This window comes from Gorillibacterium massiliense, assembly GCF_000455485.1.
GTDB lineage: Bacteria > Bacillota > Bacilli > Paenibacillales > NBRC-103111 > Gorillibacterium > Gorillibacterium massiliense.
In genome coordinates this window covers 15,170-35,427 of sequence record NZ_CBQR020000153.1, presented here as the reverse complement: position 1 = coordinate 35,427, position 20,258 = coordinate 15,170, and the positions used below count along the sequence as shown (strand labels likewise).

Below are 20,258 nucleotides of genomic sequence, written 5' to 3'. Positions count from 1 at the left end.
AGAGACACAGGAAGGAAGATCACCATGTACCAGCTTTTGATTGTCGATGACCAAATGTTTCTGGCGGACGATTTAGCCAGCATGATCCCTTGGGCGCAGCACGAAATCAGCGTCGTCCACAAAGCTTACACCGCTTATGACGCGCTGGAAATTATCGAAGCGAACGCCATCGACATTCTCATTACCGATATCCGTATGCCTGGCATGTCCGGCCTGGAACTCCTCGGCGAGCTGCACAAACGCAACCGCAACATCAAGTGCATTTTGCTGTCGGGCTATGCCGATTTCGAATACGCCAAAGTAGCTCTTAAACAAAACGCCGTCGATTATCTGCTCAAGCCGGCTGAGGACGATGAGATCATTGCATCCGTCAAAAAAGCCATCGCCGAGCTGAAACGGGAAGGCGAAGAATTTCGCTCCTTGCAGCGGCTGCAATTTTCCCTGCGCACGAATATGCCCACTTTACGGGAACACTTGCTTCTGGAGCTGCTGCGCAGCCGCAGCTTGACCAGCAATATGCTGGAAGAAAAGCTGGAGATGTTCCACCTCCCTTTTACCATCGGCTCCCCTTACTGCATGCTGTTGATCCGGTTGGACGAGACCTTTTCGCACTTCGACAGCAAGTCCGTATCGCTCTATGAATATGCCATCTGCAATATTGCCGAAGAGATTTTTTCCGAAAGCTATCATCTCTGGTATTGCAAAGATTCCCACGATTACCTGGTGCTTCTGCTCACGCCAAAGATCAGTTCCGATGAATCCGGTGACACCCGTCTAGCGGACTTGGAGAGCTTGCAAAACCAAAGAAAGACGATGGAGCACTTAACGACGCAGCTTCAGCACAACGTGAAAAATTATTTGCGCGGGACCATTTCGGCACTGCTGTCGCCGGCGGCGATTTTCCCCGAAAAGTTGGACGAGCTTTACGATTCTTCCTTATCGACTTTCCGTTTGCGCATAGGTGGAGAAGAGGAACTGCTGATGACGGTATCCGACGATATCCATCCGGGCAGCGCCAAGTCCCTGTCCGCTTTGTACGCGCCGCCAACGCTGCTGCACTTGCTAGAGGCCGGTCAATGGAACGCAGCCAAAGAAAAGCTCGACACCATATTCGATGAGCTGCGCGCGGAAGCGTTTGAAACCCAGGAGCATATTTTGGAAACCTACTTTGTCATTGCCGGCGCCATGTCCTATATCATTCACAAGAGCGGTAAGTGGATGTCCGGCTTTATGGATAGCGAAAACGAACGCCATCTGTACGACAACGGCTTTAAGAGCGCCCAACAGTTGAAAGAGTGGTCGTTCCGGCTATTGGATCAGTTGCGGCAGGACACGGAAAGCCAAGTCAAGGATACCCGCAACGTCGTGATCAAGCAGGTGCATGAATTCGTATCCGCCAATTTGAGTCAAGCCTCTCTGCAAAATATCGCCAGCCACGTTCACCTGAATCCCTCGTACCTGTCCAAGGTCTACAAAGTGGAAACCGGTGAAGGGATCAGCGATTATCTTTTCCGCATGAAAATGGAACGGGCAGCCTACCTACTGAAAGAAACCAGCGATAAAATCTATGAAATCGCCGAGAAACTCGGCTATATGAAAACCAGTTATTTCATCAAGCTGTTTAAAGAGAACTTCAACTTGACGCCTCAAGAGTACCGGGATTCGCTGTAAATTGTGGTTCTCTGAAAAGGTTCGATTACTTCGCCATTTGGAGGTTCCCATGACCTTGCCGAAATTCTCTTCAACTTCAAAAAAAGCAATCAGCGCTGCTGTCTTCATCGCACTCGCATTGCTTTCGGCGTGCGGAGAACCTTCGACACGGACGGTTTCCACGCCGATGGCGAGCCCTGCGCCGTCTGTGACCAGCACCGCAACCGCAGTCGAATCACCCTCAGTGGAGCCATCGTTATCGCCACCAGCTTCCCCTGCTGTTTCTGCCGGACCGTCTGTTTCTGCCACTACGCCAGCAGAGGCTTTACCGTCTCCTGCTCTGGACGAAAACGGAAATCCCCTTCCAAGGCTCATCAAGAAGGGGACTGTCACGTTTCAGACAGATGGAGACAAAGATGCGGTGCAATTACCGCTGATCGGAGTCGAAACCACCTATAGTGCCGATTCAGGTGATGCGCCACCCTCGATCACGCCGCCTGATCCTCTTCCAACTGTTGCTTTTCGCATCCCGGCGGAACAAGCCGGCAAGCTCGCTGCTTTTTGGATGAATCTCGGTTATGGTGGTCAGGGGATGCTCATCATCGCGCCAAAAGATTGGATTGCGAGTGGAGCAACCGTCGGCGCTAACGGTTCCTTCGGCATCAACTTGGTTAACCCCGTTGACAACCACGAAGGATTATCGACCATGGATACGGCTGGTGGCTGCCAGGGATGTGCGATCTCGAGTATCGGCAGTTATTTCCCAAAGCTCTCCAAGTGGGCGGAAGATCAATCGTTTCCCGGCGACCCCTTATCTTATCTAAACTACAAAATGATTGGCGAGCACGAGATCGAATATGAGCTCAAGAACAAAAACAACGGTTACGTGACAAGAGGCACAGCGTACGAACGCCATGAAGGCGGCGCCTGGTTCGGCGGTATCGAGTTGTCCATCTCCAAAGATCGGAACGATTTAGCGCAAACGATGCTGTCATATTACGAGTTTATGAACGAGGTTAAGGAAATGAATTAACCCCGTAAATCATAACCGCAGGCTTAGCCGGTGGCTTCCGCCAGCCCTATAAGGGCATGGTGCAAGCCAGCGCCTCAATTGCGCACTGAATGCCAACCGCGGAACGTTCACAGGGTAGCCCCAAAAGGGGTCACGTTACCTACCCCCTGCCCTTATTGACTGACTCCCCCGTAAACGGATCAATGAGCTCGCTCTACTCTCGAATACCTACCTACGTGTGGACGTGATCCTGCGTGGGGCTTGGAACAGCGTTGTGGCGAATAGCTGCGAAAATGCAGTAAAATCAAACAATGTTGGCCCGTTAGCAGAAATAACTGTGATTGTACAGGTATTTTTGTCCCATGGTTATGAATGAAGAGTTTGAGCTCGAAATACCTGTAAGTTTGCAGGTATTTCAAAAACTCCTTTCACGGGAAGAGCAATAACGGTATATTTGCAGGTATTCATCCACTCGCTCTTCGCTTCCTGCTCGGTTTAATGGCACTTATTGAGACAACTCTTATCCATCCTTTAATCTCCATAGATTTCATATGTACTGTTGGTAGACCGGCATTCACTTCATGATCAATTTCAATGATCAATTTCAAGAGATATTCTACTCATCGCTTTAAGCTTTCCCGAACCCCAGTCGAACTGGGGGTATTGTTATACAAAAAAAAGAATGCAAGCGGTGGGCCGCTTGCATTCTCTATTGAACCATTCCGGTACCCTGCTACACGATGAAGCGTAACACCATCACAATCACAACCCCGGCAATCACTGTGCCAAGAAGGCTGCGTGTCTTTGCAGCCACCCAGAAGGTAATAAGCGCCGCCCACAACTCCACATTATGAAACAGTGAAAATGAGCCACCAGGTACCAGCACTTCTTGAGCGACCAGCGCCGCCATGACAGATATCGGCACATAGCTCAGCCACTTCATCAGCCAGTCCGGCAACTGCAGCCGGCTCAGCACCATCAAAGGAATGATCCGCGGGAGAATGGTGACGATAGCCGAAGCGGCGATCAGGAGGAAAACCGACATTCTTACTTCCATTTATCGATCACCATCCCCAATGTCGACCCGACAATCGTTGCCGCAATGATGCCGATGCTCGAGCCTGCAAAAAAGCTTAGCCCAACGACAGCAGCTCCCGTCGCCACGGCGACGATGAGATCGGTACGAAGTTGTTTGCGGCTCGCCAGTTGCAGCACCAAGAGGCCGATAAACATCCCTGGCAGAGCGAAATCCAGCCCAAGTGCCTCTGGATTGGAAATCCATTGGCCGAAGACCGCCCCGACCAGATTCGCGACGAACCAGTTCAAATAGGCCGTCACATTCAGGCCGTGCATCCATTTTTCGCTGATGGCTGTTCGCCCTTGGGTGATTCCCGAGGCGACGCCGAACGTTTCATCCGTCAGTAGAAAGCCGATCAGCATATTTTTCAGCGGAGTCAACTGGCGGAAATAAGGTGACAACGCCGCGCTCAATAAAAGCATGCGCAGATTCACGAAGAAAATGGTCGCGACTACCGCCGCTCCGCCGTGATCGACGGTGATCATTCCAGCGAAAATGAACTACGCCGAGCCCGCATAGAGCAGCAAGCACAGCAAGGCGATTTCCGCGAGGCTCAAGCCTGCGGTCCGCTCCACCACCCCAGCGGCAAACCCGATGCTCCAATACCCGAGAAGGGTCGGAACGCAATCCTTTACTCCTTGTAAAAAGGTTTCGAACGGCCTGCGCTCGCCCGTCCCCTGCACATCCATCGATTTCAACGATTCCACCGGTTCCTTCCGCACTATCCCATTCCTAGCTCATATAGTAGCAGACTCCTTCTAAAAGCTGAATATGCCCGTAAAAAAAAGCACTCTCTTCTCCCAAAACAGGAAGAAAAGAGTGCTTTCATCGGTTTGTGGTCCACCTTACACGTTGCTGCTGCTGGCTGCTAAAGCTTCCGTTTTCTGCAATTCAGCTGTCCGTTTACGGTCCCTTTCCAGAATCGGCAGCAGATATTTGCCGGTATAAGAAGCAGGCGCCTTGCATATCTGCTCCGGCGTACCGCTGGCGATGATGGTTCCGCCTTTGTTACCGCCCTCCGGGCCCAAGTCGATCAAATAATCGGCCGTTTTGATCACATCGAGATTATGCTCGATGACCAGCACCGACTCCCCGCTGTCCACCAGCCGGTGCAAGACGTTCAGCAGCCGGTCGATATCGTCGACGTGCAGCCCGGTGGTGGGCTCGTCGAGGATGTAGAAGGACTTGCCGGTGTTGCGCCGGTACAGCTCTGACGCCAGCTTCACCCGCTGGGCCTCTCCGCCGGAGAGGGTCGTCGCCGGCTGGCCGAGGGTCATATAGCCTAATCCGACATCAAGGAGCGTTTGCAGCTTGCGATGGATGCGCGGAATGTTTTCAAAGAAGTGGGTGCCGTCTTCGATGGTCATCTCCAGCACTTCGGCAATGTTCTTGCCCTTGTACTTGACCTCCAGCGTTTCCCGGTTGTAGCGCTTGCCCTTGCACACTTCGCAAGGGACGTAAACGTCCGGCAGGAAGTGCATCTCAATCTTGATGATACCGTCGCCGCGGCAGGCTTCGCAGCGTCCACCCTTGATATTAAAGCTGAAGCGGCCCTTCTTGTAGCCACGAATCTTCGCCTCGGTGGTGGTGGAGAACAAATCGCGGATATCGTCAAACACGCCGGTATACGTAGCTGGGTTAGAGCGCGGCGTACGGCCGATGGGCGATTGATCGATGTCGATGACCTTCTCGACGTGCTGCAAGCCGAGGATCTCCTTATGAGCGCCTGGACGAACCTTGGCCCGGTTCAAATCCCGAGCCATGGATTTATAGAGAATCTCATTGACCAATGTACTCTTCCCGGAACCGGAAACACCCGTAACACAGGTGAACACACCCAGAGGAATCTTCACATTGACATTCTTCAAGTTGTTTTCCTTAGCGCCGCGGATTTCCAGCCATTCCTCACGGGGGCTGCGCCGGTTTTCCGGCACGGGGATAATCTTGCGACCGCTCAAATATTGCCCAGTCAAGGAGTTCGGGTTGTCCATGATCTCCTGGGGCGTGCCAATGGCCACCACCTGTCCTCCGTGAATGCCGGCCCCCGGGCCGATATCGACGATGTAGTCGGCGGCGAGCATCGTGTCCTCATCGTGCTCGACAACGATCAGCGTATTGCCCAGATCCCGCATATGCGCCAAAGTCTGGATCAACCGGTCGTTGTCCCGCTGGTGCAGCCCGATGCTGGGTTCGTCCAAAATGTACAGAACGCCCATCAAACTCGAACCAATCTGCGTCGCCAGCCTAATCCGTTGGGCTTCGCCCCCGGATAAAGTGCCGGCCGCCCGACTCATGGTCAAATAGTCGAGACCGACATTGACCAGGAAGCCCAGACGCTCGCAGATCTCCTTCAGGATCAGATGGGCGATGGAATTTTCCCGCTCCGTCAGCGTCAGCCCGTTAAAAAAGCCTTGGGCATCGCCCACCGCCAAATCGGTAACATGAGCAATATTCTCTCCGCCCACGGTCACCGCCAAAATCTCCGGCTTCAGCCGCTTGCCTTTGCACTTCTCGCAGGGCTTGGTGGTCATGAAGCCTTCGATGAATTCGCGAATCCCTTCGGATGCAGTATCCCGATAACGGCGCTCCAGATTGTTCACGATGCCCTCAAAGCTAGCCATCGCTTCCCGGACTTGTCCAAAATCATTTTCATATCGGAAATGCACTCGCTCCCCGCCGGTTCCGTAAATGATCTTGTCCAAATGGTCGGACTGCATCTCCGATACGGGAATATCCATCGGGATGCCGTAATGGCGGCAAACCGCCGCCAGAAACTGCGGGTAATAATTAGACGTGCTGCCTGCCCACGCTTCGAAGGCGCCGTCCTCGATGGTCTTCGACCGGTCCGGCGCAAGAAGCTCCGGATCGACGATCATTTTGCTGCCCAGGCCGTCGCATTCCGGACAAGCCCCGAAAGGACTGTTGAAGGAAAACATTCGCGGCGAAAGCTCGTCCATGCTAAAGCCGCATTCCGGACAAGCCAAGTTTTGGCTGAACAGGAGCTCTTCGTGCTCCATCACATCAACCAGCACTTTGCCTTCCCCCATCTTGAGCGCCGTTTCCAAGGAATCGGCAAGCCGGGCATGGACATCGCTCTTGATGACAATTCGATCCACGACGACCTCGATGGTGTGCTTTTTGTTTTTTTCCAATTCGATAGTCTCGGACAGGTCGCGATTCTCCCCGTCTACCCGCACGCGCACGAAGCCTTGCTTGCGGATTTCATCGAACAGCTTGGCATGCTCGCCTTTGCGGCCGGAAATAAGCGGCGCTAAGATCTGCAACCTAGTTTTCTCCGGATATTCCATCAGCCGGTCCACCATTTGTTGAACGGTCTGTGAGGTGATTTCGATGCCGTGAATCGGACAGTGCGGGTGGCCGATACGGGCGTACAAAAGCCGCAGGTAATCATAGATTTCCGTCACCGTGCCTACGGTGGACCGGGGATTGCGGCTCGTCGTCTTCTGATCGATAGAGATAGCCGGAGACAGCCCCTCGATGGAGTCCACGTCCGGCTTGTCCATCTGCCCGAGAAACTGGCGGGCGTAGGCGGACAGGGATTCCACGTAACGACGCTGTCCTTCCGCATAGATGGTGTCGAAGGCAAGAGACGATTTCCCCGAGCCGCTGAGACCGGTTAAGACGACGAACTTGTCCCGGGGAATGGTGACGTCGATATTTTTCAGATTGTGGGCTCTCGCCCCTTTGATGACGATGTTTTCAATGGCCACGCTTTGGCACTCCTCCCGATTTTGCGCTTGAATCAACTCTATATAAATTGAACGAAAGATCAATCCATCGATTTCAATTCCATAATCGCATCGCGAAGCTCGGCAGCCCGCTCAAACTGCAGGTTTTTGGCGGCGTCCTTCATCTCCTTCTCCAACCGTTCGATAACCGACATCCGATCGCGCTTGGACAACTTGCCAGATTCCTTGACGCCGGCCAGGTAATCCGCCTTTTGCTCCGCCACCTTCGTGGCTTCGATGACATCGCGGACCTTCTTCTGGATCGTCGTCGGAGTAATGCCGTGATCCTCGTTGTATTTGATCTGGATGCTGCGGCGGCGTTCCGTTTCGCGGATCGCCTTGTCCATAGAGTCGGTCATTTTATCGGCATACATGATAACCTTACCCTCTGAGTTCCGCGCCGCCCGTCCGATGGTTTGAATCAACGAGCGCTCCGCCCGCAGGAAGCCTTCTTTGTCCGCGTCAAGGATCGCCACCAGGGACACCTCGGGCAAGTCCAGGCCTTCCCGCAGCAGGTTAATCCCCACTAGTACGTGAAAGGTCCCGAGCCGCAGCTCACGGAGAATACTCATCCGTTCCAAGGTTTTGATATCCGAGTGGAGGTACCGAACCTTGATGCCGACTTCCTTGAAGTAATCGGTCAAATCTTCCGCCATCTTCTTCGTCAGCGTCGTCACCAGCACCCGCTCGTCCTTGGCCACTCGGTCGTTAATCTCGCCGATGAGATCGTCGATCTGCCCCTTCGTCTTCCGCACTTCGATGAGCGGGTCCAAAAGACCCGTCGGCCGAATGATTTGCTCGATCATCACCGGACAATGCTCGATTTCAAAAGGTCCCGGCGTCGCCGATACGTAAATGATCTGATTGATCTTCTTTTCGAACTCTTCGAAACGCAGCGGCCGGTTGTCCAGTGCCGAAGGAAGACGGAAACCGTGCTCCACCAGCACTTCCTTGCGCGCGCGGTCGCCGTTATACATGCCGCGGATCTGCGGTAGCGTGACGTGGGATTCGTCCACGACGATGAGCATGTCGTCCGGGAAGTAATCGAACAGCGTATATGGAGTCGCTCCCCTCTGACGGAAGGTCAGCGGGCCGGAGTAGTTCTCGATACCGGAGCAAAAGCCCACCTCCAGCATCATCTCAATATCGTAGCGTGTCCGCTGCTCCAAACGCTGGGCTTCCAGCAGCTTGCCTAATCCTCGCAGTTCGGCGAGTCTTTCTTCCAGCTCTCGTTCGATATCGACGATAGCCCGTTTCAATGAATCTTCATGGGTGACAAAGTGAGATGCAGGGAAAATCGCAATATGCTCCCGCTCTCCGAGAATTTCTCCCGTCAGCGTATCGATTTCCGTGATTCTTTCAATCTCGTCTCCGAACAGTTCCACCCGCACCGCGTGCTCACTTCGGGATGCCGGGAAAATCTCGATCACATCCCCCCGAACCCGGAAAGTGCCGCGCACGAAGTTGATATCGTTGCGTTCATATTGAATATCGACAAGCCGGTGCAAAAGCTCGTTGCGCGACTTCTCCATCCCGACCCGCAAAGACATGGATAAATCCCGGTACTCCATTGGAGAACCGAGGCCGTAGATGCAGGAAACGCTAGCGACGACGATGACGTCCCGGCGCTCGAACAGCGAGCTGGTAGCCGAGTGCCGCAGCTTATCGATTTCTTCGTTGATGCTGGAATCTTTTTCGATGAAGGTGTCTGAGGAGGGGATATACGCTTCGGGCTGATAGTAATCGTAGTAGCTGACGAAGTACTCCACCGCATTTTCCGGAAAAAAATCCTTGAACTCGCTGGTCAACTGCGCCGCCAACGTCTTGTTATGGGCGATAACCAAGGTCGGTCGGTTGATTTTCGCGATGGTATTGGCGATGGTGAAGGTTTTGCCGGTACCGGTGGCACCCAGCAGTGTCTGATGCTTCTTTCCCGCCTGCAAGCCTTCCAACAAGCTTTCTACGGCTTGGGGCTGGTCTCCTTGAGGAGAAAATTCCGATACCAATTGGAATTTTTTGTCGCTGATCCTGAGATCGCTCATGAAATCCCCTCCTCATTCTGAAATGACCTTCTCGAACGAAGGCTAGCAATCAGGCGGCAGCGCCGCTTCTTCATGCGTTTGCTGGCGTGCCCGAGCGGCTGCATGTTAAATACGGACGATGCCTCTAAAGTTTTATTAATAAAATTCCGATAAAAAGGCTAGCGAGGTTCGGAATCGGTAAAAACCGCAGGAAAATAGGAATATGTGTTCGATATATTATACCTTATTTCCCTTTTCGGTTGCAATCGGTGACCGAGTGCAATAACGAACAAACGGAACCCAACTAGTCGGACGGAGCGTGGATTTAGTGGATATCTCAACAATTATAGGCCTTATACTCGGATTATTGTCACTCCTTGGCGGTTTTATGCTGGAAGGCGGGGATATGGGCGCCCTCATGATCTATACGGCGGCGATCATCGTCTTCGGCGGCACCTTTGGCGCTGTTATCGTGAGCTTCCCGCTATCCAAACTGAAGCAAATTCCGAGTGCACTTCGGATGGCCTTCATCGAGCAAAAGCACAACCCCCAGCAAGCCATCGACGAAATCGTTGAAATGGCCACCATCGCCCGGCGGGAAGGCGTTCTCGCTCTGGAGCAGCGCGCCCAAGACAACCCGAATCCTTTCCTCAAAGAAGGACTGATGATGGTTGTCGACGGTACCGATCCGGAGCTGACCCGGCAAATCCTCGAGCTGGAAATGGACGCCTTGGAGCATGAACACGAAGGCTACGCGAAAATATTCGAATCCGCCGGCGGCTATGCGCCCACCATGGGTATTATCGGTACGGTGCTCGGACTCATTCACGTACTGGGCAATTTGGAGGATCCGAACAGTCTCGGACCGAAAATCGCCGTTGCCTTCGCCGCGACCTTGTATGGTGTCGCCAGCGCCAACGTTATCTATTTGCCGATCGCCAACAAAATCAAAATCCGCAGCAGCGAACTGATGAATGAGCGCGAACTGATGCTGGAAGGCATTCTGGCCCTCCAAGCTGGGGAAAACCCGCAATTGATCAAGAAAAAACTGTCTTCCTTCCTCCATGTGAAGAACAAAGCCGCTCAGGAAGAGAGTGTGGTAGCCGATGTCCAGGAGAGCTAAAAAAAAGCATCAGCAGCATGAAAACCATGAGCGCTGGCTGATTACCTACTCGGACTTGATCACGCTGCTCCTCGTCTTTTTTGTCGTCATGTATTCTATGAGCAAGGTCGATGTTGCCAAATACAATATGCTGGCCCAATCGCTGCATTACCAGTTCCAGAAATCCGATACCTTCATTCCGCATGATGTAGGTGCAGGCGGGGTCGTCGGCAGCCTTAATCCGCCTTCAAGTCCGGCTCCTTCCGAGAAAGACAATACAGCCAGCGGTAACACGGATTCGACTCAAACGGATCAAGACCGCAAAACAGCGGAGCAAATGGGTAAAGAAGCGATGGAAAAAGAAGCCCAGCTGCAAAACTTGTACGACATCATCAAGCAATACATACACGACAACAAGTTGGAAGCCCAAGTATCCGTACAGGATGCAAAAAAGGGCATTGTCGTCACGTTAAAAGATTATTTCCTGTTCGATCTGGGCAGCGCGAATTTGCGTCAAGGCGCTTACCCGATTTTACAGCAGATGGCTAGCCTGTTCCCTTCCCTTACGGGAGCTGTTATCAGCGTCGAGGGCCATACGGATGATTTGCCTATCCGCAGCGGTTATTTCCACGACAACTGGCAGTTAAGCTATGAACGCTCTCTTTCGGTTCTACGCTATTTCACGGATACGTCGAAACTACCGGATACTACCTTCCAAGCGGTCGCTTATGCCGATACCCGCCCTATCGCTCCCAACAATTCAGAGGCGAACCGGCAAAAAAACCGCCGCGTCGAGATCGTCGTTCTGCGCTAACGCAAAAATCAAAAGCAGCACCCAACGAGGTGCTGCTTTTTTGCTATATAAGTTGAACTAAAGACTGCAAGGATTCCGTCACTGCAAAACCTGATTATTCTTCTGATCGCAAAGGCGACCGCTGACGCTTTTCCAGAACAATCGGTTTCTCCGCTCCTTCATCCCTTTCTTTCGCTCAACTTATATAGATACGAATTTATTTTGTATGAGAACCTTAAAGGTCTATACCGGTTTCATTATCATTACGAATGAGACCAAGCTTCTTTTTCCGCATGAAGGCCAGCAGCGAAAACGGCTTTTCTGTCACGTAAAAAGGCGCTTGATCATCCGGGCACAGGACCAGTCCCAGCTGATGATGCTGACCGGCGAACAGCGGACGGTTGATGAACTTGCTGTGCCCCTCCAAATTCAACACTTCCAGCTTGCAAAAGGCCGAATTGAGGCGCATCGCCAGGTGCATCTCTTCTTTTGTCCGCACCTGTTCTCCGTTTACTCGATGCACGATTTCCCCCGCCGTTAATCCGGCTTCTTCCGCTGCGCTGCCGGGAATGACGGCAAGTATCTTCAGTCCCCGCTCATCGTTGACAAAAAGGGGCCGTCGCCCCGCATCCAAGTGACTACCAATCCAGACGATCGCTTCATGCAGCACGATGGAAAGCAAACCGATCAAAAGGCCCGCTCCGTCCCAAAAGTAGGTCAATACCGCTCCGGCGATCATGATCGCAGCATAACCGAAGAGCAGACCGGAGCTCTGCCGGAGCTTGACCTTCGGTAAATGAGCGAAATTCATTTGAGAGAAACCGATAACGGCAGGAAAAACAAGGAAGTCCCAACCGGTTGCCTGCCAATTGCCGGAGAAAAGCGGCTCCCAAGCCGGGTGCAAATCTCCTCCTGACAGAGGTGCCAGCAGAAACAGAGGAATCGGCCAAAACCCTTGAAGCTGGTAACCACCGATAATTTTGCCTCGTCTGCTCTCTACGAAAAGGGGAGAAGCCATCCGGTGACCCTGATAGCGGAGCAGCACTCCTTCCAATAGATGGAGCACGCCGACCAAGATAAACAGGGAAGGAAGATCAGCTCCATCTACTGCCCGGTGCAGCCAATCGATTCCTTCTGTCTTGTCCCATGCAGGAATATACGAAAGAATACCATGGATAATACCGAGTATCCCAGCCGCATAGGCCAAACATAAATGCCGGATTCGGAAGAATAGCAACACGAAAGTAATTGCCCAAAGCAATAGAACCGTCTCCGGCTGAAGACGGATTCCGGTTCCTGTCATCAGAATGGATGCTACTGCGCCTGCAAGGAGCCCCCACAGCCAGGTTCTTCCCGTTTCGGCAACGAGAGACCGCAGTTTTACGGCAAAAAGACGACGCTCCAACGCGATCTGCCGCCGATACTGCAGCACGATAAAGAGGATGCCCAGATAATAGAATGGATTTAGCGCCAAACGAACCAGCGCCCATAGCAACCGCTCCAGCCACAGTTCTACGATCTCCATATTAGTCATAGCTCCTTTGCGAACCTTTTTACTTCATGATTTGCGCACCTATAAGTGTAGAAAAGGGAGACCTTCGAAACAGTCTCCCTTTTACCGCCAGCCTTATCTTAGGTCTATTTCAGCCGGTCTTCGGTAGCCTTAACCGCAGCCTTCAACTGTTCATCATTTTTCGGATCGCGGATCAGTTGAACGACGGCTTCTTCCAGCTTGGTCATGGTCGCTTGGTCGGCTAAGCCGGTTTCCTTCAGTCCTGATTTCTTCTGAAACGCCTTGACCGCTTGGGTCGTTTTATCGCTGTAATAACCGTCCTCCCGGCCCGGGTCCATCTTGACCGCCTGTAGCATGACCTGGAGCTTCTTTACTTCATCGCTTACGGTATCCGGCTTGAGCGTCTCTTTCATCGTCATGGCCAGCATCCGGAAATACTCCGGCTGAGAAACGGCGACATCGGGCTCAATTCCCTTCTTATGAATCCAATTGCCGTCGGGAGTCAGCCATTTATTGATGGTCATCTTAATATTGCTGCCGTCGCCCATCTCCCGTTCATAAGTAACCTGAACGGTACCTTTTCCATAGGTTTTCTCCCCGATCAGTTTGCCGCCTGCCGATTCTCGAATCGCGGCCGCCAGAATTTCGGAAGCGCTGGCACTGCCGCCATTGGTCAAAACGGTGACCGGATACGTTTTAAGGGGATATTTGCCTTGAGCCAGATAGGGCTGACGGTTGCCGTCGCGATCCTCTGCGTTAAGGATCGGCTTGCCTTTCGGAACGAAATGCTCGGCAATGTCGATTACGCACTGCAGTAGGCCGCCCGGGTCGTCGCGCACGTCGATGATCAGCCCTTTCATGCCTTTCGCTTCCAGGCTGTTCAATTCCTCCGTGAAACGTTCCGCGGTGTTGGTGGAGAACTGAGTGATCTCGATTTTACCGATCGTGTCCGTAACCATTTCACCATATACCGTTTCGAGCGGGATATCGTCACGCACAATCGAGAGCTCGATCGGGGCGCTGGAGCCCGCGCGCAGGATGGCCAACTTGACTTGGGTACCCTTGGGCCCACGGATTTTCATCACCGCTTGGTTCAAGGTCAACCCATCCAAACTCTCGCCATTGACAGATGAGATGACATCGTTGGACCGAATGCCCGCCCGCTCTGCCGGAGAATCCTTAAGCGGAGACATAACCGTCACCTTGCCGTCTACAATCGAGCATTCCGCTCCGATGCCCTGAAAGGAGGAGTTGATGTTTTCGCTGAATTCCTTGGCTTCATCCTGATTCATATACGTCGTATACGGATCGTCTAACGCTGCCAGCATGCCGTTGATGGCACCATTCACAATGGTGTCGTGATTGACCTTGGTCAGATAGTTGGATTCAATCAGGCTGTAGGTTTTTTCTACTTTATCCAAATCTTTTTGAGTGATTCCGTTTTCCTCGGATGCACTTGCTTGAGGAGTTGTCGAAGCTTTTGGAGATGACGCATTGTCGCGGAAAGAAATATCACCGGCCGTCATGGTCAAAAGGCTGCCGGCAAACAGCGCCAGCAGCACAAAAGCAAGAACCGTACGTCCTTTAAAAACCATTAGGCAAACACCACCCTTATCAAGAGGCCCGTCTTATGCATGTCATTATATGAGGCACTCGCACGGTTTATTATTTAATTTATCATTGGACCTCTGATGGCGCAACAGATCGGTCGTCCGATCAGGATTTCGTAAGATATGGAAGCGGAGCTACCGGCTTCTCGTTAATGCGAACCTCGAAGTGGCAGTGGTTCCCCGTTGAGTCACCGGTGGAACCAACGCCGGCGATCTTTTGCCCGCGTTTAACGGTATCTCCCTCGTTTACATAGATGCCACCCTTCATAATATGGCCGTACCAGGTCCATAGTCCGCCGCCATGATCGATCACCACGGTATACCCATAACCGTTCACCCAGGATGCAATGAGCACCGTTCCTGACTCTGCCGCTAAAATCGGCGTTCCCTGCGGTGCGGCGATATCAATGCCTTTGTGCAGTTTATTCACGTTTGCGATGGGGTCCATCCGGTAGCCGAAGCCCGAGGAGATGGTGCTGCTGGCCGGCACCGGCCACAGAAGCTTGCCGCCGGTATACTTCCCTGCTGCTTTAGACGCCGCTGCGCGCTTCTCCTCATCCTCGATCTTCCTCTGTTCGGCGTACAGCTTGGCCCGTTTGCTGGCCAAGGCAACGAGAGCCGCTTCCGCCGCTTCGTCATCTTCCTCCGCCTGCTCTTGCTGCTGGCCAAGGCTGGCGATGAACGCCTTCTTTTGCTTCTCCTTGCCTTCCATTGCCACCTTTGCGTCCTCTTCTTGAGCAATGAGACTCTTAAGATCAGTCAGCTGGGTTTCCTGCTTCGCTTTATTTTCGGCGACGGTATTCCGGTCCCGTTCATTGTCTTCGAGGATCTTCTTGTCCTGCCCGACGATAGAACTCAGCATATTAAACCGCTCAACGAAATCGGAGAAGCTAGTGGCATTGAACAGCACATCCAGATAAGAGACGCTGCCATTCATATACAACAGTCGCACACGGGCCTTGAGCAGACCATCCCGCTCCTCTACCCGTTTTTCTGCCGCTTCAAGCTCGGCGCTAGTTTTATTCAGCGCGAGCTGCTTGTCCGTTCTTTCATTCGCCAGATCGGTCAGTTTGTTTCCCTCATCTTCAATTTCCTTCTGCAATTGGTTCAGGGAGACGACTTCCTGGGTCTTCGTCTGCGACAGTTCGCTCGCTTTCTTCTGAGCATTCGCGCGCTGCGTGGCCTGTTCGGCTTCCTGCTGCTTGACTTGATTCAGTTGGTCCTGGATCTGCTTTTTGGTCATAGCCCCTACAGGCTGCGTACAAAAGCTCAGGGCGGTAACGAGAGCGACAAGAGACATTAGCGTCCGTTTCAATATTCGTCCTCCTCGAGATAAACGGCTGCCGCCGTCCATGTAGGACGCGCGACGTTTACCGTAGCGGAATCAGGCTATTTATAGTGACAAACTTATAAAGTCTGATGAAGAAAGGAAGTGCCTGCTAATCATACCTTCAAAAATTTTCGCACCGAGATGAGGCTGCCCCAAATCCCGATAACCAGTCCGACTCCCATCAGCAAACCGATAATCCAAAAATTGATGCTCGAAGTAGCCAAGATACTAAAACCAAATGGTAGAATCTGCGCATTCATTGAATCATGATAGTGACCATATCCTATTAAAATCACCACGGTCGGGATTAACGCCCCAATGAATCCGGTAAGCGCCCCTTCCACAAAGAAAGGCCAGCGGATAAAGTTATTGGTTGCTCCCACCAGCTTCATGATGCGGATCTCCCGGTTGCGGGCTAAAATCGTCAGCTTGATAGTGTTTGAAATCAGGAACATCGAGGTAAATACGAGACATACGATGAAAACGACGCCAACCCAGCGAATGATTTTCGTGAATTTAAACAGGTTGGTAACGGTGTTTTCGCCGAAATCCACCTTATTGATGGGTTTTTCATCCCATTGATCATTCATGGCGCTAATCTGATCCGCGACCATTTTCGCATTTCGCGGTTCTTTCAACTCCACGTTATAAGAATCGTTTAATGGGTTATCGGCCCCATCCATCCCGTCCAAGGCATTTCCCAAACGCTCGCGCATGGTTTGCAAAGCCTCTTCTTTGGATATGAAGGTAACACCTTTCACTTCCGGCAGCTGCTCAATCGCCTTCTGCAAGTCGGAAATGGTATCGGCCTTCGTCCCGATTTCCAGGTACACCCGGACGGACACTTGATCCTCCAACTGCTTGGACAAATGATTGATGTTCATCCCAAAAACAACAAACAACCCAAGAATAAAAAGAGAGATCGTAATCGAGCTGATGGACGCAAAGCTCATCCAGCCATTGCGGATGATGCTCCTGCCGCCTTCGCGGAAGTGGCGGATATACGTGCTAATCTTCATAGCCGTACTCCCCTCTTTGCTCATCGCGGGCGATTTGTCCCTTTTCGATCGCAATGACCCGGCGTCTTGTGCTGTTAACAATCTCTTTGTTGTGCGTCGCCATGACGATGGTCGAGCCCCTGAAGTTGATCTCTTCCAACAGCTTCATGATCCCCCAGGAGGTATCAGGGTCCAAGTTTCCCGTAGGCTCGTCGGCGATGATAACTGCCGGATTGTTGACGATGGCGCGGGCGATGGCCACCCGCTGCTGTTCACCGCCCGATAACTGGGTTGGTAGTGAATTGGCTTTTTCCCGCAGGTTGACGAGTGACAACACTTCCATCGTCCGCTTCTTGATGAGCCGCTTTGGTGCCTCGATAACCTCCAGCGCAAAAGCGACGTTTTCCGCTACAGTCAGCTTCGGCAACAGCCGGAAATCCTGGAAGATCACGCCGATGTTCCGGCGCACATAGGGAATTTTCCTCGGCTTCAGCTTGCCTAGGTTAAATCCGTTGACAAAAATGGTGCCTTTAGTCGGTTTTTCCTCGCGATATATCATTTTCATAAACGTCGATTTGCCGGCGCCTGACGGCCCAACAATATAGACGAATTCATTGGCGTCGATTTTCAGGTCAATTCCTCGAATGGCATCAGTTCCGTCCGGGTATTTTTTCCAGACGTCGTTCATTTCTATCATTCGCTCACATCCTGTCGCTTATAGCCTTGATAACTTCGACAAATCTACGTAAATTCCTCTGCACTTCCGTCAAAAAAATAATAGAGTCTCGTTAGCAAACATCCGTTCGAAAGCCCTTACCTTCCCATATCTCCGAAAAACGGCCGCGCCAAATCCACCTCCTCTGACTTCCGGAGATAGAAAAAGAGCGGCTATCGAGCATGGCCGCCCTGGCACGTTTAACATTGTACAAGAGTTATAGAGGATGTTCAAGGCAATTGGTCGCCATTCTGTCGAAAATTCCGAAAATTCTAAAAACAAATAGAGAAACGCTAATTGCTCTCCAATTTGTCGAAAATCCCCTTGCTGCCTGCAAAAATGGCGGAAGCCACCAATAGATTAAAACCGATCAAAACGAGGCAAAAAATGATATTGCCAGCGCCTGCTCCACCATGGATCGCGAATTTGGCGACAAGGGCAATGATCGTGCCCGGAAATAGGACAAGCACAATCATCAGCATCCCCATGAACATTTGAAACACTTTGCTATGCAGCGGTCCGAACAACCGGCGGTACAGCACATCGGAATAAGTTAACAAGACACCGTAGCTCGTGTAGCCAACGGCACACAGCAGAGCGACCAGAGGGTTCCCCTGAAGCGACGCCGCTGCTACCCCGAAGAGAACGATGCCGTCGCACAAATGCTTCACCGTCTCTGCGCGGGTAGCGTGAAACAACTTCGCGCCGGAGCTTGCGGGGAGAAGGAAAATATAAGGGCGCTCCATTTCAGCCACCCATTTACCTGTAAACTGCCCGATGATAAGCAAGTAGTAAGCGGCAGCCATCAGCATGTAAATGATTTGATCCGGTTTGATGACATAGCGGGAGGCGAACCCCACCGCCGCCAAAAACAAAGAGGAACGGCCGATGAAGAAAAATCCCGATTTCTTATATTCCAACATATGCCGGTAATAGATCGCCTTCGCCCCTGTCCCCAAGTAGCGCTGCTCGGCTTTACGCAATTTCAAACCGAAGGAGCGGTCCACCTGGACCTTGCCGGCCTTTTTCATCGCGCGCATAGTTTCCATCGTCTCCGTCTGCCCCAGCACATCCTCATAAAAATCCGTCCGCATGAACACGAAACCGAGGATAACCAGAAGAAACCCGGCGGCAATGAGGCCGCAAGCCAAAGCAAAGGAAGATGAATAGCCGATGACAGGCGCCATTAGTACGGTTTTGAACCAGCCGACAACCGGAACATGTTCAAAGGCGGAGGAATTTAACAAGTCGTTTGCGGTCTTGCGGATGTCTCCAGTGACTACCAACTTTCCAACCAGCGCGGCAGCGATGGCCAACCCCAACAGATTCCAGATGCGTTCCGTCATTTTCCTGGCTTTGCGGGAGGAGGAAGTCCAGGAGTAGATCAACATGCTGAGAAGCTGAAGCATAAGCAAGAGCAAATAAAGGGCAGCCAACAGAACAAGAACACCGCCGGCGTTCACGTTATAGTTGTTGAGCAAATTCGGAATTTGAAAAATGAAGAAAAAGACGGTGAGCAGCGTTAACGTTACCTGCTTGATGAATCCGTAGATCAGCACTCTTTTCGGAGAAATGGGAGCTGTGAACACCAAGTTGACATCGGCCATGCGAAAAAAGCTGCTCCCCTTCTTGATGCCACTCCGGATCGTCATGTAGACGAAGATCAAGATCACGATGCTAATAATGGAGCCATAGGTATCGGGGGAAGCCGTTTTCGGCCGATTGGATGAAAGTCCGCTGGAAAGGAGAAGCAGGCCCATAAACACCACTATGGCCAAATAGGAAATGAGCAATCCAGGCTTGCGCAAAACCTGCCTGACATGGTTGGTGAAAGTTCGTCGCAATAAATAGAAAAGAGGCTTCATACCGATTCCCCTTCCGTCAGGCGGAAGAATATATCCTCCAGACTCTCGCCGCCGGCGGTGATTTCTTCCCGGGTTCCGGAAAACAGGATGCGGCCTTCTTTCATGATCAGCGCCCGGTCCCACAGCCCTTCCATACTCTCGATAATATGAGTGCTGATTAAGAGACTCGTACCGGTATCCCGCAGCTCATGAAAAATCTGTTTCAGTTCCTTGATCGCCTTCGGGTCCAAGCCAATCATCGGCTCATCGAAAAAAACGAGCTTCGGATTCAGGAGAAGGGCACAGCAAATGCTGACTTTTTGCTGCATTCCTTTGGAGAGCTCCTTGCCGAGCTTATCCTTCTTGTCCCAAAGATCAAGACGGGTAAGCAGCCTCTCGGCTCTCTCTTTCCAATCTTTCAAGGCATAGGCGTGGGCAATGAACACCATGTGCTCCCAAACGGTGAGCATATCGTAAAGTGCCGGCGTCTCGGGCACGTAACCGAACTGCCGTTTCGCCTCCAGGCTTTTGTTGGGATGTCCGTCGATTCTGATCTCGCCCTCTCCGTTCAACAGACCGATGATGCACTTGATCGTCGTGCTTTTGCCCGCTCCGTTGGGTCCCAATAATACCGCCAGTTCGCCAGGTTCCACCTCAAAGCTCACACGATCGACCGCCAGGGTGTTCTCATACCGTTTTGAAACATCTTTCACAAGCAGCATCTCATCCGCCCCCTTTTCCGCAATAAAGCATCCTTTCAAAAGTATACCTATTATTAGATATTATTGGAAGAATAGAAACGGCATGTTAAAAAGAGCCACGCTCTGCACGATGTGCAGGGCA

General features: G+C 52.1%; 14 protein-coding genes and 1 pseudogene. 4 read left to right on the top strand and 11 right to left on the bottom strand.

Annotation, left to right across the window (positions count from 1 at the left end):
- The first annotated feature begins 24 nt into the window (after positions 1-24).
- Together TJ79_RS21865 and TJ79_RS21860 are read left to right on the top strand one after the other, a co-directional pair.
- Positions 25-1,671, top strand: coding sequence for a response regulator (locus TJ79_RS21865; protein ID WP_040952483.1), 1,647 nt, complete (start codon positions 25-27; stop codon positions 1,669-1,671).
- A gap of 49 nt (positions 1,672-1,720) precedes the next feature.
- Positions 1,721-2,683 carry a DUF4850 domain-containing protein gene (locus tag TJ79_RS21860; RefSeq protein WP_040952482.1) on the top strand — a complete coding sequence of 321 codons (963 nt, stop codon included), beginning with the start codon at positions 1,721-1,723 and terminating at the stop codon, positions 2,681-2,683.
- A gap of 712 nt (positions 2,684-3,395) precedes the next feature.
- Here TJ79_RS21860 and TJ79_RS21855 read toward each other — a convergent pair.
- The 4 genes and pseudogenes from TJ79_RS21855 to uvrB form a co-directional block, all read right to left on the bottom strand.
- Positions 3,396-3,719, bottom strand: coding sequence for an AzlD domain-containing protein (locus TJ79_RS21855; protein WP_040952481.1), 324 nt, complete (start codon positions 3,717-3,719; stop codon positions 3,396-3,398).
- Positions 3,710-4,429 (bottom strand): annotated as a pseudogene (locus TJ79_RS21850) (AzlC family ABC transporter permease). Before TJ79_RS21850 ends, TJ79_RS21855 begins: the two are co-directional and overlap by 10 nt.
- A 156-nt stretch (positions 4,430-4,585) precedes the next feature.
- On the bottom strand, positions 4,586-7,471 hold the full coding sequence (gene uvrA / locus TJ79_RS21845; RefSeq protein WP_040952480.1) for an excinuclease ABC subunit UvrA: 2,886 nt from the start codon (positions 7,469-7,471) through the stop codon (positions 4,586-4,588).
- Between the two features lie 59 nt (positions 7,472-7,530).
- On the bottom strand, positions 7,531-9,531 hold the full coding sequence (gene uvrB / locus TJ79_RS21840; RefSeq protein WP_040952479.1) for an excinuclease ABC subunit UvrB: 2,001 nt from the start codon (positions 9,529-9,531) through the stop codon (positions 7,531-7,533).
- A 307-nt stretch (positions 9,532-9,838) separates the two neighbouring features.
- Here uvrB and TJ79_RS21835 point away from each other — a divergent pair, with 307 nt between their 5' ends.
- Together TJ79_RS21835 and TJ79_RS21830 are read left to right on the top strand one after the other, a co-directional pair.
- Entirely contained in the window at positions 9,839-10,633 is a 795-nt protein-coding gene (locus TJ79_RS21835; RefSeq protein ID WP_040952478.1) for a flagellar motor protein, read from the top strand.
- On the top strand, positions 10,617-11,426 hold the full coding sequence (locus tag TJ79_RS21830) for an OmpA/MotB family protein (protein ID WP_040952477.1): 810 nt from the start codon (positions 10,617-10,619) through the stop codon (positions 11,424-11,426). Before TJ79_RS21835 ends, TJ79_RS21830 begins: the two co-directional genes overlap by 17 nt.
- Positions 11,427-11,640: 214 nt before the next feature.
- Here the strand turns inward: TJ79_RS21830 and TJ79_RS21825 are convergent, their stop codons facing one another.
- The 7 genes from TJ79_RS21825 to TJ79_RS21795 all read right to left on the bottom strand — a co-directional run bounded on the left by TJ79_RS21825 (position 11,641) and on the right by TJ79_RS21795 (position 20,137).
- Positions 11,641-12,930: a PDZ domain-containing protein gene (locus TJ79_RS21825; RefSeq protein ID WP_040952476.1), complete on the bottom strand. Its 1,290-nt coding sequence runs from the start codon at positions 12,928-12,930 to the stop codon at positions 11,641-11,643.
- Between the two features lie 113 nt (positions 12,931-13,043).
- Positions 13,044-14,513, bottom strand: coding sequence for a S41 family peptidase (locus TJ79_RS21820; protein WP_040952475.1), 1,470 nt, complete (start codon positions 14,511-14,513; stop codon positions 13,044-13,046).
- A 121-nt stretch (positions 14,514-14,634) separates the two neighbouring features.
- Entirely contained in the window at positions 14,635-15,843 is a 1,209-nt protein-coding gene (locus TJ79_RS21815; protein WP_040952474.1) for a murein hydrolase activator EnvC family protein, read from the bottom strand.
- A 128-nt stretch (positions 15,844-15,971) separates the two neighbouring features.
- Positions 15,972-16,877 carry a permease-like cell division protein FtsX gene (gene ftsX, locus TJ79_RS21810; protein WP_040952473.1) on the bottom strand — a complete coding sequence of 302 codons (906 nt, stop codon included), beginning with the start codon at positions 16,875-16,877 and terminating at the stop codon, positions 15,972-15,974.
- On the bottom strand, positions 16,867-17,553 hold the full coding sequence (gene ftsE, locus TJ79_RS21805; RefSeq protein WP_040952472.1) for a cell division ATP-binding protein FtsE: 687 nt from the start codon (positions 17,551-17,553) through the stop codon (positions 16,867-16,869). Before ftsE ends, ftsX begins: the two co-directional genes overlap by 11 nt.
- A 311-nt stretch (positions 17,554-17,864) precedes the next feature.
- On the bottom strand, positions 17,865-19,436 hold the full coding sequence (locus TJ79_RS21800; protein WP_040952471.1) for a putative ABC exporter domain-containing protein: 1,572 nt from the start codon (positions 19,434-19,436) through the stop codon (positions 17,865-17,867).
- Entirely contained in the window at positions 19,433-20,137 is a 705-nt protein-coding gene (locus TJ79_RS21795) for an ABC transporter ATP-binding protein (RefSeq protein WP_040952470.1), read from the bottom strand. Before TJ79_RS21795 ends, TJ79_RS21800 begins: the two co-directional genes overlap by 4 nt.
- Positions 20,138-20,258: the final 121 nt, after the last annotated feature.